Below are 16,373 nucleotides of genomic sequence, written 5' to 3'. Positions count from 1 at the left end.
CGTCACCGGTCCATCAGGCGCTCGGCATGGCGAGCCTCCTCGGCGGTCGTCTCGCCGCGCCCACTGCTGTGCAGGCGCCAGCGGGTGACCAGCGCGTCCGGCCCCTGCATCCGGCCGGCCGACAGCGCACGGTCAATGCGGTCGCGCACCACGCCCTCGGTGGCGGGCTCGGTCGCGAACAGCGTGCGCAGCAGCACTCGCTCCCCGTCTCGTTCCGCCCGGGTGTGGTGCGGGGCCAGCGGGCACGGCGGCTGGTGCTCCCAGTGTCCGCAGAGCGCAACGGTGATCGCCGCCCCTGGCGCTTGCACGTCCGCCTCCGGGTCCATGACGAGGACCGCCTCGTGGATGTAGGCATGCCGCATGGCGTCAGTATGCCGATCGGCCGTCGCGGCCCGTCACCGTACGCGGTCGGGGGGCGACCGTGTCAGGGCAGCGGTTCGGCGGTGGGTGCCTGTAGCGACTGGTACACCCCGGTGGCCAGCATGCGTACCTCGCCCGCCGGGCTGATCTCGGCACGCAGTATGCCGGTGGGATCGCTGTACACCGGATTGCCACCCGGCCCAAGAGCGTCGGTGCGCTCGACGATCACCTCGTCCGTCACGACGCCGGCCCCCGATGATCCCCGGTCGGTGAAGGTCAGCCGGTAACGCTCGCTCTGCATGACGGCCTCCCGTAGACGAAACCCCACATGGCGGACAATTGAGCCTCCCTTTAATGATGCCCCCGGAACATCCCTATCAAGGAGCACTCTGCCAACGACTCCGTTGCGTTCGGTTGTGCCCGGACCAGGGATTCGGCGTGGTGGTGCGGGGCACTCGGGTCGCCTCGGGAGGTTTCAGATTCCGGAGAGTCCGGAGGGACATCATGGGCGTTCCAGTACGAGACACCAGCGGTCCGGTACGGCAGAGAATGCTCGGCATCTACCTCAATGATCACTTGGCCGGAGCAACGGGCGGCGTCGAGTTGGTCCGCCGCATGGTCCAGGAGCACCGCGACTCGGCGTACGGCCCTGAGCTGGAGCACCTCGCGACGGAGATCTCGCAGGACCGGCAGACGCTGCTGGGGCTCCTGGCAGACCTCGACGTGCCGGCTCGCCGGTACAAGATGTGCGGGGCATGGCTGGCCGAGAAGGCCGGGCGCCTGAAGCCGAACGGCCGTCTGCGCCGCCGCTCGGGCCTCACCATCGTCGTCGAGCTTGAGGCCTTGCGGATCGGTGTCGAGGGCAAGGCGCTGCTCTGGCGTGGTCTGCTCGCGGCGGCCGCGCGCGACTCCCGGTTGGACGGCCGCGGGCTGCAGGAGCTGCTGGACGGGGCACGTCGGCAGACCGAGGTCCTGGACTCCCTGCACTCCAGAGCCACATCTGCGCTGCTGTCCCCCGGACCCGGCGCGCCCGTGGAAGCGAAGGCAGACGTCGCTTCCTGAGACGCGAACCACGGCGGCACTTCACTGCGGAGTCCCCGCTCCCGTCCTCCTCGGACCGCAACCAGCGCGCGGGCCGGTTCGTCCTGGTTGAGGAGGGTGAGGGGGGACGGATGGGAGTTGTGCAGGTCCAGGTGCCGCTGTCGCGTTCGCTGGCCCGGATCAGCGCCCGGGCGGGCGGGCCGCTGCTGGGTGCTGCGCTGCTGCGGTGCCTCACGCCGGGGTGGGTGCTGGTGCGGCAATGCCCGGCGGCCCAGCGGCTGGCCTGGAGTGAAGAGGCCGTCGCCGTGTACCGCGCCCTTGTGGCCCGCGGGCATCCCCGCCGGCGCCACCAGGATGGCCTGTCCCGCGCCCTGGCGGTGTACGCCCATGCGCTGTTCCTGACCGGCCGATACGAGGACGCCCTTGCCGCCGCGGACGAGTCCTCGGCCGTCCCGGGTGCGCGTGCGTCCGGGACGCAGACCGGCTACACGCGCCATGTCCGCGCGCTGGCGCTGGCGGAGACGGGGCGGCTCGACGACGCCTTGGCGACGGCCGACGAGAGCGTGACGGCTTACCGGCACGCCGTGCCCGGGCGCGGGGACAGGTCGCTCAGCAGCCTCGTCGGCGCGCTGCGCTCGCGCGCGTGGCGGAGTCGGTGGACGCCTACCGGGAATGCGTGGGCCTGCTGCGGGGACATGCCTCTGCGTCGCAGGCTGGGTGCATGCCCGTGTGCTGGTCGAGCTGACCGGCGGGCTGCGCGCCCCCGGCCGGTACGGCGAGGCCGTCGAGGCCGTCAACGACGCACGCGAGTGGACCGACGGCCTGGTCCTGCGGCTCTACCCCGAACTCCTGCCGCTGCAGGCCCAGTTGCTCACCAATCTGGTCTGGTGCCATGGCGCGACCGGCGATCTCGACCTGCACGCGAGACCGCCGAACAGGCCGTCGGAGCATCCCGCACTCTGGCCGGGGCCGACCCCGCGACCGGCGAGCCCTGGCTCGCCGCGGCCCTGGACTGCCTGGCCCACCACCTCGGCAGGCTGGACGCGTCGGCCGACGAGACGCGGGCCCTGCGGGAACTGGCCGGTCTCTACGCCCGGCTCGCCGAGAGCCGTCCCGACGCCTACGAGCCGCATCTCGCAGCGGCCCTGGACGATCTGGCGTTCTGCCTCTGGCGGGACGGTGCCCACCGCGAGGCCCTCGAGGCCGGCAAGCAGAGCGTCGTGGCCTACCGTCGTGCCGCCGCGCGCGACGCCCAGGCGTACGAACCGGAACTGGCCCGGATGCTGGCCAACCTCAGCGTGCGCCGGCGCGACTCGGACAGCCCCGAAGCGGCCGTGGCCCACGGCCGCGAGGCCCTGGCGATCACGCGGCGGCTGGCCGAGTCGGCCTGGGCGGCGTTTCAGCCGCTGACCGCCGACCGCCTGCGGATCCTCGGCCGTGCCCTGCGCCGCGCTGGGGACGACGCGGGGGCGCTGGCCTGCTTCGAGGAGGCCGAGACCGTCCTGCGGGAACTCATGGGGGACGGAGCCGGGGAGTCGTACGAAGCCGCGCTGGCCGCCACCCTTTCCGCCCTCGCCGACAACCTCCGCAGCATGGCCGAGGTGCACCTCACCGCGGGCCGCGCCGACGAGGCCGTCAGCGCCCTGCGGGGCCTGTTCGCGCTCACCCGGCGCGCCGACGGGAGCGACGTCCACGCGTCCTGCGTCACCGCGTTCGCCCGGGCCCGCGCGCAGGCTCCGGACGAGGTCGGACGGGCCTGGCAGCGGGCCATGGGGAAACCGTTCCCGTCGTTCGTCTATCGGGCTCCCCCCGCGTGAGATCACTGAGCCCCGAGCCACACCCGCACCCGCACCCGCACCAGTCAGAGATGGCCGGTAATGGTGGAGGCAAGTTCCCCGAATTTCGCGTAGATGCCATCCAACGGCCGCTCTCAGACGTATCTCGTTCGGGGGCACGTTGGAGGAGGGAAGTCCATGCTGATCTTCAGCGATCTATGTCCCGCAAAACACGATCATGATGATCACCATGACCACAAGAAGGACAGGAGGACGACGTCGAAGCGAGGCGACAGGACGGGCAAGCGCCGTCACCGCCGTCATCGTCGCCACGACCACACCCACGGTTACTAGTGGTAGCCGGCAATTGAGGGGCGAGCGGGCCGGAGCCCGGAGGCGGAAGCTCTCGGTCCGCTCGGCCCGTTGTCCCGTCCCCTGAGGAACGCGTGCCATGGCGCGTGTCTCGTCGCGGCCTGCCTCGCGGGCGGCCCGGCAGTCGCCCCGCCGACCTGCCTGGCGGCCTCTGCTGCGGCGCCTGCTGTCGGTGGCCGAGGACCCCGATGCCGTTGTCGCCGCCGCGCCGCCCGTCCCCCCGCGCGAGGTGTTCCGGCGTTTCTGGCCCTATACGCGCGGCGGTCGGCGCTGGCTTGTGCCCATACTCGCCTTCAGCGTGGTCGGGCCGGTCATCGACGGAGCCGAGGTCTGGCTCTTCAAGATCGTGGTGGACGACGTCCTCGTCCCTCGTGACCTGGGTCCGTTCCTGTGGATCGCCCTGGCCTACCTCGGACTCATCGTCTGCTCCGCGATCCTGGACTTCGCCGACGACGTGCTCTCCACCTGGGTCAGCGAACGCTTCCTGCTCGCGCTGCGGTCGGATGTGTTCCGGCATGTCCAGAGCCTGTCGCTCGGGTTCTTCGAGCGGCGGCGGCTGGGGGACGTACTGGCGCGTGTCACGGGCGATGTCGACGCGGTGGAGACATTCCTGCTGTCTGGCGTGGCGAACGCCCTGTATTACGTGATCCAGCTGGGCGTCTATCTCGGCCTCCTGTTCTACCTTCAGTGGGATCTCACCCTCCTCGCGCTCGTCATCGTGCCGCTGTTCTGGCGCTCGGCCCGCCACTTCTCCCGGCTGATCAGGGCCGCGTCACGCGAGCGCAGGCGGCGCAGCGGTTCGCTCAGCGCGATCGCCGAGGAGTCGCTCGGCAACGTCGCCCTGGTGCAGGCGTACAACCGTCAGGCGTGGGAGGAGCGCCGGTTCGACCGCGAGAGCGCCGGCAAGTTCCGGGCGGCGATGGCCTCGGCGCGCATCAGCGCCGTCTATGAGCCGATCGTCGAGGTCATCGAACTGGTGGGCGCGCTGGCGGTCATGGGCCTCGGCACCTGGAAGCTGGCGCAGGGGCAACTCACACTCGGTGGGCTGCTGGTATTCCTCGCGCTGCTGAGCAGGCTCTACAGCCCGATCCGCGATCTGTCCCACCTCACCAACACGTTCTACGCGGCCTCCGCCTCCGCCGAACGGATCATCGAGCTACTCGACCAGCGCCCCCAGGTCACCGAGGCCGCGCACGCTCGGCGGATCGGGCACGCCCGGGGCGACGTCGAGTTCGACGGCGTGTCGTTCCGTTACCCAGGTACGTCCCGGTGGGCGCTGTCCGGCGTGTCGTTCCACGTGGCGCCCGGCGGGACGCTGGCGCTGGTCGGGGCGAGCGGCGCCGGCAAGTCCACCGTGGCGAAGCTGCAGTTGCGCTTCTACGACCCGAACGAGGGGGCGGTCCGCCTCGACGGTGCCGACCTCCGGGACCTGCACCTGTCCGAGCTGCGGGAGAACGTCGCGGTGGTGCTGCAGGAGACGCTCGTGTTCCACGGCACCGTACGGGAGAACATCGCCTACGGCCGCCCGGACGCGACGGAGGCGGACATCGTCGCGGCAGCCCGCGCCGCCGATGCGCACGGCTTCATCCAGCTGCTGCCCGACGGCTACGACACCGTGGTCGGGCAGCGGGGCCGCACACTCTCCGGTGGACAGCGCCAGCGCCTGGCGATCGCCCGCGCGATGATCAGGGACGCGCCGGTCCTGCTCCTCGACGAGCCGACCACGGGCCTGGACGCCCAGTCGGGCCGGCGGATCATGGAACCGCTGCGCCGGCTGATGGCCGGGCGCACCACCATCGTCATCTCCCACAATCTGCTCACCGTCCGCGACGCCACATGGATCGTCGTCCTCGACCGCGGCCGGGTCGTCGAGTGCGGCACTCACGAGGCACTGGTGCTGCACGGCGGGGCGTACGCCCGGCTGCACAGGCTGCACCAGATCACCGGCCCCATGCCGGCCGGGCCCTCCCAGTCCCTGACCACGTGAGCTTGAGGAGGTGTTCCCATGACGCACGGCGGCGCTGCTCTCGCGGACATCCTGGCGCCCGGGACGAGTCCCGCGCCCGGCTACGAGATCCTGACGCACCTGGCGCGGACCGGCTGGCTCGATCTCTACGACACCTGGAGCGAGGAACGGCACTGCCGGTGCGTGATCAAGATGGTGCGGCCCGACCGCCGCTACGAGGCACCGCTGCACCGACGGCTGGTGCAGGAGGGACGCTGGCTCCGGGCGTTCACGCATCCGCACCTGGTCCGCGCCTACGAGGTCGTCGAGTCGCCGGAACCGCTCGTCGTACTGGAGACGCTGACCGGCGAAACACTGTCCCATCTCATCCACCGGCTGCGGCGCCGGCCTGCCGCCCGGGACGTGGCGCTCCTCGGCGTGCAGTTGTGTTCGGCGATCCACTACCTCCATGGTCAGGGCCTGCTCCACCTGGACCTCAAGCCGTCCAACGTCGTGGTCGACTGCGGCCACGCCAAAGTGCTCGACCTCAGCGTCGCGCGGCCGCCCGGCGTGGCACCGCCGGGCGTCGGCACGTACTGCTACCTCGCCCCTGAACAGGCGCGCGGCGGACCGCTGTCGGCAGCCGCCGACGTGTGGGGCATCGGCATCACGCTGTACGAGGTCGCCACGGGCGATGTGCCGTTCGACATCGGCGAGACCGTGGAGGGGACCGGCGACGGCGGCTCGGTCACACCAGACGGCGACACGAGCGGCTGCGACGACTGGTACCCGCAACTCGAAGGCCGTCCCCCGCCGATAGCGTCCCGGCGACGCCTGCCGGATGATCTCGCGCTGGCCATCGACAGCTGCCTCAGCCCCGATCCGGCCGCCCGGCCCACCGTCCGGGAGGTCGCCGCCGCGTTCGACGCGACGGCGAGCAGACTGAGGCACTCGGCGAGCGGCCTCTGACGAGCTGCGAGCAGTGGGCTGGCCTGGCTCACATGATCTGGAAGGAGCGTTTGGCGAAGCCCATCATTTGCCTTGCTCCTCGGGCGAGGTCATACGGGGGAAAGGCCGACCGCGTACCGCCAGAAGTCCCGCATCAGAGGCGGCGGAGTCGGTCCGGTCATCTCCACCTGGGTGAGCAGGATGGCGACCGCGCCCGTGGACGGGGTGATGTGTGCCGTCGTACCGGTGCCGCCGATCCAGCCGTAGCGTCCCGGCACGTTCCAGGGATCGACGGCCTGGACGTCGACCGAGCCGCCGAAGCCCCAGCCCTGGCCCTCCAGGAACAACCGGCCCGCCACGCGCTGGGGCGGGGTCAGATGGTCCGTGGTCATCTGCCGCACCGAGGCGGGCGACAGCAGCCGGTGGCCGTCGACGGTCCCTTCGGCGAGCAGCATCCAGGCGAAGGCGTGCCAGTCGTCGGCGGTCGAGACCAGTCCGCCGGCACCGGACGGGAAGACCGGCATGGCGGACCACTGCCCGTCAGGTGCGTCGACCAGCTCAAGGCCGCCCGGCGGATCGGTTCGGTAGTAGCTGGTGAACCGGTCCAGTTTCCCGGCCGGTACCTCGAAGCCGGTGTCGGCCATGCCGAGCGGCTCGAAAAGCCTCTCAGCGAGGAACTCGGGCAGTGGGCGGCCCGAGACCCTGGCGATCAGCACGCCCTGGATGTCGGAGCAGGTGTTGTACAGCCAGGCCTCGCCCGGCTGGTGCAGCAGCGGGATACGGGAGAGGGCCGCCATCCACTCGTCCGGTGCCGCGACGAATTGCGGCTGCGGCGGGCCCTGTTTCAGGTCGCTGAACAGCAGTCCGACCGCGGGCAGCGAGAAGTCGGACGGGAAGCCGTACCCGGCACGGAAGGTGAGCAGGTCGAGCACTGTGATCGGCCGGGCCGCCGGGACCACGTCGTCCACGGGACCGGCCGGGGTCCGGACGACGACCGGGGACGCAAGCTCCGGCAGCCATGGCGCGACCGGGTCGTCCAGCGCGATCCGGCCGTCATCGACCAGCATCATGAGCGCCGCGGCCGTGACGGGTTTGGTCATCGAGGCGATACGGAAGATCGAGTCCCTGGCCATCGGGGCGGTGCCCTCGGCGTCGACGGAGCCGACGGCCTCTGCCTCGACGCGGTCGCCGTGCGCCACCAGGGCCACCGCCCCCGGCACCGACCCGTCGCTGACGTGCGTCTTCAGGAAGTCCTGCAGGCTGGTCATCGGTCTCTCGGTCCTCTCGGTCCTGGCGAGTCCGCCCCTGCGGTTCTCGCTTTCGGCGGGCGTACACAGGGAGGACTGCCGCCGCGGCGCAGAATCATCGGGCGAGCGCCGCCGAATCCGACCGATCAGCCGCCGCCCACCCTCACGAGGCCGCCTTGAACTGCGCCACGGCCAGGACAGTGCCGTCGGCGGATGTCAGACGGATACCGGAGAGCGTGGACGGGTCCACGGGGGCCGGGGCACCCCAGTAGCCGTATCCGTCATGCACTTCGAACGTGCCCAGTTGCTCGGTGGTGCCGTCCGTGCGCTCCAGCAGGCAGGTGACCTTCCCGCTGTACGGGATCCCGGCGTCAGCGAGGTCGACGGACATGTACAACCAGCCCGGTTCTCCGGCATGGGCGTAGATCTCACCGGCCACGGGCCGGCCTGGGCCGACTCCGGTCAGGTCTGCCCACAGCAGGTCCGACGCGGTTTCGGACGGCTGCGAGGGGGCGGCCGTCCAGGTCTCGATGGCCGTGCCGACGGCCCAGCCGCCGAAGCCGAACACGAGCGCGGAGGCCGCCGCCGCAGCCGCGACCCGGAGCCTTACCCGCCCTGGTCCTCGTCGGCGAAACCCCCTGCGCACGCGACCGAGTCCGCGCATGGACAGGCGCCCTTCATGCCCGGCCGACGCCTGGGTCAGGGCCCGCGCCACCCGCGTTTCGAACCCGACCGGCGGCTCGCTGCCCGGCAGCAGGCCGATCAGGCCGTCGCCGACGAGAGTCATCTGCTCGACGTACTCCCGGCAGTCCGCGCAGCGGTCCAGATGCGCGACCGCCTCGGCCCGCTCCCGGCCCGGCAGCACGCCCAGCGCCAGCTCGGCGCCGGTCTCCTGCAGCGTTTCGCAGGTCGCGTCATTGGACATGGTCGCCTCGCTTGGGGGACGTGAGCGTGGTCCGCAGCTTGCCCATCGCTGTCCTGATGCGGGTCTTGGCCGTGCCCAGGGGGATGTGCTCCCAGTCGGCGATCTGCTGGGCCGTCATGCCGTAGATGCCCGCCATCACCAGGGCGCGGCCCTGTTCGCGCGGGAGCTGCGCCACGGCGGCGCGCAGTCTGGCCGACGCGTCGTCGGCCAGCGCGCGCTGCTCGGGGGTGTCGGTCACGACGCCGAGGAGCGCGTCGAGGTCCTCGGGCGCCACCGGCTCGGGCCTGCGTGACCGGATGGCGTCGATGGCGAGGTTGTGTGCGATGGTCGTCAGCCAGGTCGTCACCGATCCGCGGCGGGAGTCGTAGATCTGCGCGTGCCGCCACGCACGCTCGAACGTCTGCTGGGCGATGTCCTCGGCGAGCTGCGGGTCGCCTGTCACGGCGATGGCGACGCCGAAGACCGTGTGCTGGAACCGCCGTACGAAGGTGACGGCGAGCTCTGGATCGCCCGTGGCCAAACCGGACAGCAGAGCCTCGTCCGGGAGGCGGCCCACCGGGAACCGAAACCTCTGCATATCTGTATATACGGTCCGCACCGGCCAGGGGATTCCCGGTCACCGCGGAGATCATCCTTCCGTGCTCCGCGATTCCGCCGCGCGATCCAGCGGCGCGTCATCCATCGATGCAATCCATCACCGCCGCTGACCCGTATCTCCTGTGTGCTCGGCTTGGTCCGCCCTCGCACCCGCTGCCGACAGTCGACCTGTCGCGGGACCTTGATGCATACGGGAAAGAGGGGAAATCTAGTGATTTGTCGCTATGTCGGGCCGGGCTGGTGAACGAGAGGCACATCGCACCCGTCGGCACCCCGCCCCCGGCCATGGAGTTCTGCGTCGCCGCCCGGGGCAGTCGGTGCAGAAAGCGAACCATCGATGAGAGTGACCGCAGAACGGCTCCGGACCGCGTCCCGTCCGGAGGCCGCCTCTTCCCAACCGCTGTCCATATCCGCCGCCGACGCCGGGATGCTTCTGCTGCGCCTCGCCGTGGGTCTGCTGCTGGCCGGCCACGGTGCGCAGAAACTGTTCGGCATCTTCGGTGGCGGCGGGCTGAGCGCGACCGGCAAAGGATTCGCTGAGCTCGGCTACAACCCCGGTGAGTTCTTCGCCGGTCTCGCCGGTGCCTCGGAGTTCCTCGGCGGGCTCGGTCTGGCCGTCGGCCTGCTCACCCCGCTGGCTGCCGCGGCCGTGGTCGGCGTCATGATCAACGCCATGGCCACGACGTCTTCGAACGGCCTGTGGGCGCAGGACGGCGGCATCGAGTACCCGCTGTGCCTCGCGGCCGCAGCGATCGCCATCGCCGCCGTGGGCCCCGGGCTGCTCTCGCTGGACCGCCCGTTCCGCTGGCGGCACGGCGGGTGGATCCCGGCCGGCGTGGCGGTGGGCCTGGGTGCCATCGGCGCCGCCATCGTCCTCGCCTTCAAATGACGGCCGGACTCGGGCGAGGTCTGACGTTCGCAGCGAGTGACGACTCGCCCACGGCGTCCATGGGCGTCGGTGTTCGCACGCGACTGCCGCCTCGCCCGCGGTGGCCGAGGGCGTCGAGCAGTTGATCCCGCGCGCGGCCGCCGCGGTTCTTCGCACCGGTTCATACTGAAAGGGAGGGCAGCACCAGCCGCTTTGTGGAGAGTCTGCTATGCCGGATCCCAGGCCGGCGGGGGACGGGAGAGCCCTGGTCGTCGAGGAGGCCGGGGCCTGGTGGGGCGTACTGCCGGTCGCCCTCCTCGTCCTCGACGGCAGCGGACGCATAATGCAGTGGGCCCAGGCCGCCGGCGACGTGCTCGGATACGCGGCCGATGAGGTCCTAGGCCGTGACAGCGCCGATTTCGTACTCCCCCAGGGGCAGTCCGCGGTCCGGTCCCTGCGTGAGGCCGTCGCGGACGGGCGGAGCGCGACCGGGTCCTTTCCCATGCGCCACAAGACCGGCCGCACCGTCCGGCTGGAGGTGTGGGTGTGCCCGGTCACCGGCCCTGGCCGTCAGGACGGGGACATGCTGTGCCTGGCAGCAGACGCCCGTGAGGCCCAGCGGACGCGTGGCGGGCAGACGCTTCCGGAAGGGTGGTTCACGGGCTCGCCCATGGGCCTGGCCTTCCTCGACACCGAGCTGCGGTTCCAGCAGATCAACCCCGCGCTGGAAGCCATGAACGGCCTGCCCGCGGCGGCGCACCTGGGCCGGCGCCCGGCGGAGGTGCTGCCCGGCGTCAACTCCGAGCAGATGGAGGCGGCGATGCGCCGAGTGCTGGACACCGGCGAGCCGGTGCTGAACTTCCGCCGCATCGGCCGTACGCCCGCGGATCCGCACCACGACCGCGTCTGGTCCTGCTCGTACTTCCGCCTCGACGACCCCGCCGGGCGGCCGCTGGGCATCAGCGGCTCGATCATCGACATCACCACCGACCAGAAAGACGGACTGGACAGCGCCACCGCCCGCCGGCGCGTGACCATACTCAACGAGGCGACGCTGCGGGTCGGTTCCACCCTCGACGTCGCCCGCACCGGGCAGGAACTCGCAGACCTCACCGTCCCCCGGCTCGCGGACATCGCCACCGTCGACGTCCTGCGAACCGTCACCGAGGCCGCCGAACCGCTGACCGGTCTGACCGCGGGCGCCGCCCTGCGCCGCCTGGGCAAGGCGCCCGCGTACGGATCCGTGATCGCCGACGTGCTCGCTCCCGTCGGCCGTATCCTGCACTTCCCCGCCGCCGCGCCCTACGTACAGGCGCTCGTCGACCGCCGCCCCTATCTGCTCCCGCGCGTCGACGCCCGCGCCGTCGCGCCGGCCGCCCGATACACCCCCACACCCGAACGGATCCGCCGCCTGGGTGTCCACTCCCTGATGATGGTCCCGCTCATCGCGCGTGGCCTCGTCCTGGGCGTGGCCACCTTCCTGCGGGCGGACGAACCCACCGCCTTCGACTCCGCCGACCTCACGCTCGCGGGCGACCTGGCCGCACACGCCGCCATCTGCATCGACAACGCGCGGCTGTACCACCGGGAGCACGACACCGCACTCACCCTGCAGCGCAGCATGCTGCCGCGCCGCCCCCAGGCCCCGGCGGGCATGGAGATCGCCCACTGCTACCGCCCGGCGTCCGACGTCAACGAGATCGGCGGCGACTGGTACGACGTCACCGAGATCACCCCGGACAGAGCCGCACTCGTCATCGGTGACGTCATGGGCCACGGCATCACCGCCGCCGCCGTCATGGGCCAGATGCGCACCACGGTGCGGGCGCTGTCCCGTCTCGACCTGCCGCCCGACCAGCTCCTGGACCACCTCGACCATGCGATGCAGGAACTCGACGACCCGCTGCTGGCCACCTGTCTGTACGCCGTGTGCGACACCTCGACCAACCGCTGCCGGTTCGCCCGCGCCGGGCATCCCCCGCCCGCCGTGATCACACCGGACGGCACCGCCCGCCTACTCGACCTGCCTCCCGGCGCACCGCTGGGCATCGGCGGCATCACCTTCACGACCACCGAAGTCGCCCTCCCGCCGGGAAGCCTGCTCGTCCTCTACACCGACGGCCTCATCGAAGCCCGCGGACGCGACCTCGACGAACGCCTGACGGAACTCACCGATCTGCTCGGCCACTCCGGTCAGCCGCCGCTGGGCCTCTGCGACACCCTGGTCACTCATCTCGCCGCGACACCGGCGGAAGACGACATCGCGATCCTCATCGCCCGCGTCGGCACGCCCTGAGGCGTCTCCGCTCGCCGGACGGCGAGCGGAAAACAACCCTGTCCGGCGTACTCCGCCCGGCAAACTCTGGCTGGTGAACAACAATTCACCTAAAGTGGTGAATTGCTATTCACTTACTCCTGCTTCCGCGACTCCGCTCGGAGCATGCCGATGTCTCACATCCTGGGTGCTCCGGCGCCACCCCTCAGGGAGCGGCTCACCGTGCCGGTGCTGGCCCTCGGCGGATCGCTCATGGCGGTCATGCAGACGGCCGTCGTACCCCTGCTCCCCGATCTCCCGCGGCTGACGGGTTCCTCGCCCGCCGCCGTGTCGTGGATGGTGACCTCGACGCTGCTGGCAGGGGCGGTGCTCACGCCGGTCCTGGGCAGGGCGGGCGACATGTACGGCAAGCGGCGGGTGCTGCTTCTCGCGCTCGCGCTGATGACGGCCGGCTCAATGGTGTGCGCGGTGACGTCCGACATCCGGCTGCTGATCGCAGCCCGCGCCCTGCAGGGGTCGGCCGCATCGGTCGTACCGCTGTCGATCAGCCTCCTCCGGGACGAATTGCCGCCCGCCCGGAGCGGTTCGGCGGTCGCGCTCATGAGTTCCACAGTCGGTATCGGCGCGGCCCTCGGGCTGCCGCTCGCGGCGGCGATCGTGCAGTACGCGAACTGGCACGTCATGTTCTGGGTCACGAGCGCGCTGGGCGCCATCGGACTGGCCCTGGCCCGGTGGGCGGTCCGGGAGTCACCCGTACGCAATCCGGGCCGCTTCGACGCCGTCGGCGCGATCGGGCTGAGCATCGGCCTGATCTGTCTGCTGCTTGCCATCTCCCAGGGCGGCGACTGGGGATGGACCAGCCCTGCGGTACTGGGACTCACCGGCGCGATGGTGATCGTGCTGGCCGCCTGGTGCCGGCACCAGATGCGGGCCCGCAATCCGCTGGTGGACCTGCGGCTGGCGGCCCGGCCCCGGGTGGCACTGCCGCACCTGGCCGCCCTGTTCACCGGGTTCGCCTTCTACGCCAACTCGCTGGTGACCGCCCAGCTCCTTCAGGCCCCGGCGGAGACCGGGTACGGCCTCGACCTGTCCATCCTGCAGACCGGCCTGTGCATGCTGCCGGGCGGCCTGATCATGCTGTGCGTCTCCCCCATATCCGCCCGGATCTCGGCCGCCCGGGGCGCGAAGACCGCCCTTGCCGCCGGGGCCGCCGTCATCGCCGCGGGATACGCGGTACGCATCGCGGACAGCGAGCAACTCTGGCTGATCATCGCCGGTTCGGCCGTCCTCTCGGCGGGCACCGCCCTGGCGTACTCGGCACTGCCCACGCTCATCATCGAGTCGGTGCCGGCCCATCAGACCGCCTCCGTGAACGGCGTGAACGTGCTGCTGCGTACCATCGGCCAGGCCACGTGCAGCGCCGCGGTCGCCGCCGTGCTGACGCACCACACGATGTCGCTGGGCGGCACCGCGGTGCCCACGCTCCACGGCTATCTGCTGGCGTTCGGCATGGCTGGTACGGTCGCCGTGCTTGCCTTCGCCCTGGCACTGGTCATCCCGCGCCACCGCGACCCCGCCGGCGGGGCCCGGCAGCGTATTCGGTCGGCGGCTCCTGCCGCGGTGGAGGCAGTGGAGGAACGTTGAGCGGGCCGAGCGCCACCGCCGGACAGGGCTCCCGGCGCCGGGACGCGCAGGCGTCGCGGGACGCCATCCTGCGCGCGGCCCGGATCATGTTCGCCCGCCATCCGTACACCGACATCACGCTCAAGGCCGTGGCTGAGCGGGCGGGAGTCAGTGCGCCGCTGATCGTGAAGTACTTCGGCAACAAGGAACGGCTGTTCGCCCACATCCTGTCCTTCGAGGAGGACACCGATGCGCTGCTGGACGCTCCGCTGGAGGAGCTGGGCCGGCACATGGTCGTCCAGCTGCTCACCAGCCAGGCCGAGCGCGCTACGGCTCCCGTGCTGCGCATCGCCTTCGCGCCACTGCACAGCAGTCACGGGGAGCACGGCGATGTGCTCCGCGCCAACTTCAGAAGGCAGGTCGTCGCCCGCCTCACGGAACGCCTCACCGGGCCGGACGCAGCCGTGCGCGCCGAACTCGCCCTGAGCATGCTGCTGGGCCTGGGCATCATGTACGGCATCGCCCGGGGCGACGCCGTACGCGCGGCCGACATCGACGACCTTGCCGACCGCTACTCCCCCGCCCTCCAGGACCTCCTCACCGGTCGCCGCTGACCCGCGGGCTCCCGACGGCCGATGAGCAACTGCCGCCGGATGCCACGGACCTGACGGCCCGAAGTCGCCATACTGGGACGTGTTCGGGGACAGAGAGGCGGAACTGTGAGCAGTCATCATGCGGAGTACGACGTCGTGGTCGTCGGCGGCAGCGGGGTGGACACCATCGTCCGCGTCGACTCGCTACCGGTCCCGCTCGCCGACTCGGTCATGGTCGGCCCGATCGAGGAGTGGCCCGGCCACACCGGGGGCAACGTGGCCCTCGGCGCGCGGGCGCTCGGCCTGAGGGCCGCGCTGCTCGACTTCATCGGCGACGACTGGATCGGCGCGCAGGTACGCGAGCGACTGGCCAAGGGAGACGTGGAGTTCGCCCCGGTGATCTCCCCCGCGGGCACCCGCCGCGCGGTGAACCTGGTGGACGCGTCCGGCCGCCGGATGTCCTTCTACGACGCCCGCGACCCGGCGGGTCTGCGGATGCCCCGGGACCACTACCTGCCACGGCTGCGGCGCAGCCGCCACGTCCACGTGTCGATCATGGACTTCGCGCGCCTCCTCTACGACGACATCGAGGACCTCGGCGTCCCCGTCTCCACCGACCTGCACGACTGGGACGGACTGGCCGACCACCACAGGGAGTTCGCCCTCCGCTCCGATCTCGTCTTCCTCAGCGCGGCGGGCGCGGGCGAGGGCACCCCCGCACTGATGCGGGAGATCCTCCGCGAGGGCCGCGCGCAGACCGTGGTCGCCACGGCAGGCGCGGACGGCTCCTACCTCCTCACCCGCGACGGCGACTCGACCCCGCGCCACATCCCGGCGGTCGTTCCGCCCGCACCGGTGGTGGACTCCAACGGTGCGGGGGACGCGTATGTGTGCGGCTTCCTGTACGGCAGGCTCACCGGCCGCGACGTACTGGAGTGCGCCCGCCTGGGCGCGGTGGCGGGCGCCTACGCCTGTACGGCACCGGGCTCCACCGCGCTCATCTCACCGGAGGAACTCCTGGCGACGCACGGCGGATGACGGCAGCACTTCGTACGCAGACGCCGATGGCGCCGAAAAATAGATGGCGGCCCGCGGCCCCCGTGAGAAGATCCCTTCGCAGTGCGCGCCGGTTCCGACCATGGAGGGTCACGATGTACGCGATATCCCTGGGCGACGACGGCGCGGAGTTGCGCCCGCTCGAGCCGTGGCAGGCCCAGGAGTTCCTGACCCACATGGACCGGGGCCGGGAGTTCGTCGGGCAGCACATCGCGCTGCCGGACTCCGTCACGGACCTGGCGTCGAGCCGCTCGTTCCTGCAGTCGTACGCCGAGAAGGCTGCGGCCGACACCGGGCGGATCTACGGCATCTGGGCGGACGGCAAGCTGGTCGGCGGGGTCCTCTTCCGGACGATGGACGTAGCGCACGGCACCGCCGAGGCGGGCTGCTGGCTGGAGCCGTCGGCGGCGGGCAGGGGTCTGGTCACCAGGGCCGCGCGCGTGATCATCGACTGGGCCGTCGACGAGCGGGGCATCCACCGCGTGGAGTGGCAGGTCTCGGCGGCGAACGAGCCCAGCATCGCGGTGGCCAGGCGGCTCGGGATGACGAAGGAAGGCGTGCTGCGGGAGAGCTACCGGTACCGGGGTAAGCGGCACGACATGGAGGTCTGGTCGGTCCTCGCACCGGAGTGGCGGGCGGCCGGGCAGGCGTCTTAGCTTGATCTTTAACGTCCGACGTCGAATGGTGCGTCGAACTTGATCACCCGGTTCGGTAACTGCCGTACACGGAAGCGGCCTTCGTCTGAACA

General features: G+C 71.2%; 15 protein-coding genes. 10 read left to right on the top strand and 5 right to left on the bottom strand.

Annotated features, from left to right (window positions below; translation table 11 throughout):
- Positions 1–2: 2 nt before the first annotated feature.
- Both ABT009_RS38390 and ABT009_RS38385 read right to left on the bottom strand, forming a co-directional pair.
- Positions 3–362, bottom strand: a complete 360-nt coding sequence (locus ABT009_RS38390; RefSeq protein ID WP_351305800.1) for a hypothetical protein — start codon at positions 360–362, stop codon at positions 3–5.
- Positions 363–424: 62 nt separating this feature from the next.
- Entirely contained in the window at positions 425–661 is a 237-nt protein-coding gene (locus ABT009_RS38385) for a DUF6296 family protein (RefSeq protein ID WP_351305798.1), read from the bottom strand.
- Positions 662–864: 203 nt separating this feature from the next.
- Here ABT009_RS38385 and ABT009_RS38380 point away from each other — a divergent pair, with 203 nt between their 5' ends.
- The 4 genes from ABT009_RS38380 to ABT009_RS38365 all read left to right on the top strand — a co-directional run bounded on the left by ABT009_RS38380 (position 865) and on the right by ABT009_RS38365 (position 6,462).
- Entirely contained in the window at positions 865–1,422 is a 558-nt protein-coding gene (locus tag ABT009_RS38380; protein WP_351305796.1) for a hypothetical protein, read from the top strand.
- Positions 1,423–2,288: 866 nt separating this feature from the next.
- Positions 2,289–3,218 (top strand): tetratricopeptide repeat protein, encoded by a 930-nt coding sequence (locus ABT009_RS38375; protein WP_351305794.1) that lies wholly within the window; start codon positions 2,289–2,291, stop codon positions 3,216–3,218.
- Between the two features lie 409 nt (positions 3,219–3,627).
- The gene (locus ABT009_RS38370) at positions 3,628–5,535 is read left to right on the top strand and encodes an ABC transporter ATP-binding protein (protein ID WP_351305793.1); all 1,908 of its coding nucleotides are present in this window, start codon (positions 3,628–3,630) and stop codon (positions 5,533–5,535) included.
- Positions 5,536–5,553: 18 nt separating this feature from the next.
- Positions 5,554–6,462: a serine/threonine-protein kinase gene (locus ABT009_RS38365; RefSeq protein ID WP_351305791.1), complete on the top strand. Its 909-nt coding sequence runs from the start codon at positions 5,554–5,556 to the stop codon at positions 6,460–6,462.
- Between the two features lie 89 nt (positions 6,463–6,551).
- Here ABT009_RS38365 and ABT009_RS38360 read toward each other — a convergent pair whose 3' ends face one another.
- The 3 genes from ABT009_RS38360 to ABT009_RS38350 all read right to left on the bottom strand — a co-directional run bounded on the left by ABT009_RS38360 (position 6,552) and on the right by ABT009_RS38350 (position 9,190).
- Positions 6,552–7,709, bottom strand: a complete 1,158-nt coding sequence (locus tag ABT009_RS38360) for a serine hydrolase domain-containing protein (RefSeq protein ID WP_351305790.1) — start codon at positions 7,707–7,709, stop codon at positions 6,552–6,554.
- Between the two features lie 142 nt (positions 7,710–7,851).
- The gene (locus ABT009_RS38355; protein WP_351305788.1) at positions 7,852–8,613 is read right to left on the bottom strand and encodes a zf-HC2 domain-containing protein; all 762 of its coding nucleotides are present in this window, start codon (positions 8,611–8,613) and stop codon (positions 7,852–7,854) included.
- Complete coding sequence (locus tag ABT009_RS38350; RefSeq protein WP_351305786.1) at positions 8,603–9,190, bottom strand: RNA polymerase sigma factor; 588 nt, start codon at positions 9,188–9,190, stop codon at positions 8,603–8,605. Before ABT009_RS38350 ends, ABT009_RS38355 begins: the two co-directional genes overlap by 11 nt.
- A 357-nt stretch (positions 9,191–9,547) precedes the next feature.
- Between ABT009_RS38350 and ABT009_RS38345 the strand changes: the two genes are divergently transcribed.
- The 6 genes from ABT009_RS38345 (at position 9,548) to ABT009_RS38320 (ending at position 16,281) form a co-directional block, all read left to right on the top strand.
- Positions 9,548–10,099: a DoxX family protein gene (locus tag ABT009_RS38345; protein WP_351305784.1), complete on the top strand. Its 552-nt coding sequence runs from the start codon at positions 9,548–9,550 to the stop codon at positions 10,097–10,099.
- Between the two features lie 208 nt (positions 10,100–10,307).
- On the top strand, positions 10,308–12,374 hold the full coding sequence (locus tag ABT009_RS38340) for a SpoIIE family protein phosphatase (protein ID WP_351305782.1): 2,067 nt from the start codon (positions 10,308–10,310) through the stop codon (positions 12,372–12,374).
- A gap of 144 nt (positions 12,375–12,518) precedes the next feature.
- Positions 12,519–13,997, top strand: a complete 1,479-nt coding sequence (locus ABT009_RS38335; RefSeq protein WP_351305780.1) for an MFS transporter — start codon at positions 12,519–12,521, stop codon at positions 13,995–13,997.
- Positions 13,994–14,590, top strand: coding sequence for a TetR/AcrR family transcriptional regulator (locus ABT009_RS38330; protein ID WP_351305778.1), 597 nt, complete (start codon positions 13,994–13,996; stop codon positions 14,588–14,590). The genes ABT009_RS38335 and ABT009_RS38330 overlap by 4 nt, the downstream gene beginning before the upstream one ends.
- A 135-nt stretch (positions 14,591–14,725) precedes the next feature.
- Positions 14,726–15,607 (top strand): carbohydrate kinase family protein, encoded by an 882-nt coding sequence (locus ABT009_RS38325; RefSeq protein WP_502990041.1) that lies wholly within the window; start codon positions 14,726–14,728, stop codon positions 15,605–15,607.
- Between the two features lie 113 nt (positions 15,608–15,720).
- The gene (locus ABT009_RS38320; protein WP_351305774.1) at positions 15,721–16,281 is read left to right on the top strand and encodes a GNAT family N-acetyltransferase; all 561 of its coding nucleotides are present in this window, start codon (positions 15,721–15,723) and stop codon (positions 16,279–16,281) included.
- The last annotated feature ends 92 nt before the right edge of the window (positions 16,282–16,373 follow it).

The organism is Streptomyces sp. NPDC002896 (assembly GCF_040295225.1).
GTDB lineage: Bacteria > Actinomycetota > Actinomycetes > Streptomycetales > Streptomycetaceae > Streptomyces.
This window is presented reverse-complemented; position numbering and strand designations above follow the sequence as displayed.

Coding starts and splice junctions, on each gene's coding strand:
- ABT009_RS38380 (WP_351305796.1), top strand. CDS start 865: ATGGGCGTTCCAGTACGAGACACCAGCGGTCCGGTACGGCAGAGAATG.
- ABT009_RS38335 (WP_351305780.1), top strand. CDS start 12,519: ATGCCGATGTCTCACATCCTGGGTGCTCCGGCGCCACCCCTCAGGGAG.
- ABT009_RS38390 (WP_351305800.1), bottom strand. CDS start 362: ATGCGGCATGCCTACATCCACGAGGCGGTCCTCGTCATGGACCCGGAG.
- ABT009_RS38320 (WP_351305774.1), top strand. CDS start 15,721: ATGTACGCGATATCCCTGGGCGACGACGGCGCGGAGTTGCGCCCGCTC.
- ABT009_RS38345 (WP_351305784.1), top strand. CDS start 9,548: ATGAGAGTGACCGCAGAACGGCTCCGGACCGCGTCCCGTCCGGAGGCC.
- ABT009_RS38370 (WP_351305793.1), top strand. CDS start 3,628: ATGGCGCGTGTCTCGTCGCGGCCTGCCTCGCGGGCGGCCCGGCAGTCG.
- ABT009_RS38355 (WP_351305788.1), bottom strand. CDS start 8,613: ATGTCCAATGACGCGACCTGCGAAACGCTGCAGGAGACCGGCGCCGAG.
- ABT009_RS38360 (WP_351305790.1), bottom strand. CDS start 7,709: ATGACCAGCCTGCAGGACTTCCTGAAGACGCACGTCAGCGACGGGTCG.
- ABT009_RS38350 (WP_351305786.1), bottom strand. CDS start 9,190: ATGCAGAGGTTTCGGTTCCCGGTGGGCCGCCTCCCGGACGAGGCTCTG.
- ABT009_RS38385 (WP_351305798.1), bottom strand. CDS start 661: ATGCAGAGCGAGCGTTACCGGCTGACCTTCACCGACCGGGGATCATCG.
- ABT009_RS38340 (WP_351305782.1), top strand. CDS start 10,308: ATGCCGGATCCCAGGCCGGCGGGGGACGGGAGAGCCCTGGTCGTCGAG.
- ABT009_RS38365 (WP_351305791.1), top strand. CDS start 5,554: ATGACGCACGGCGGCGCTGCTCTCGCGGACATCCTGGCGCCCGGGACG.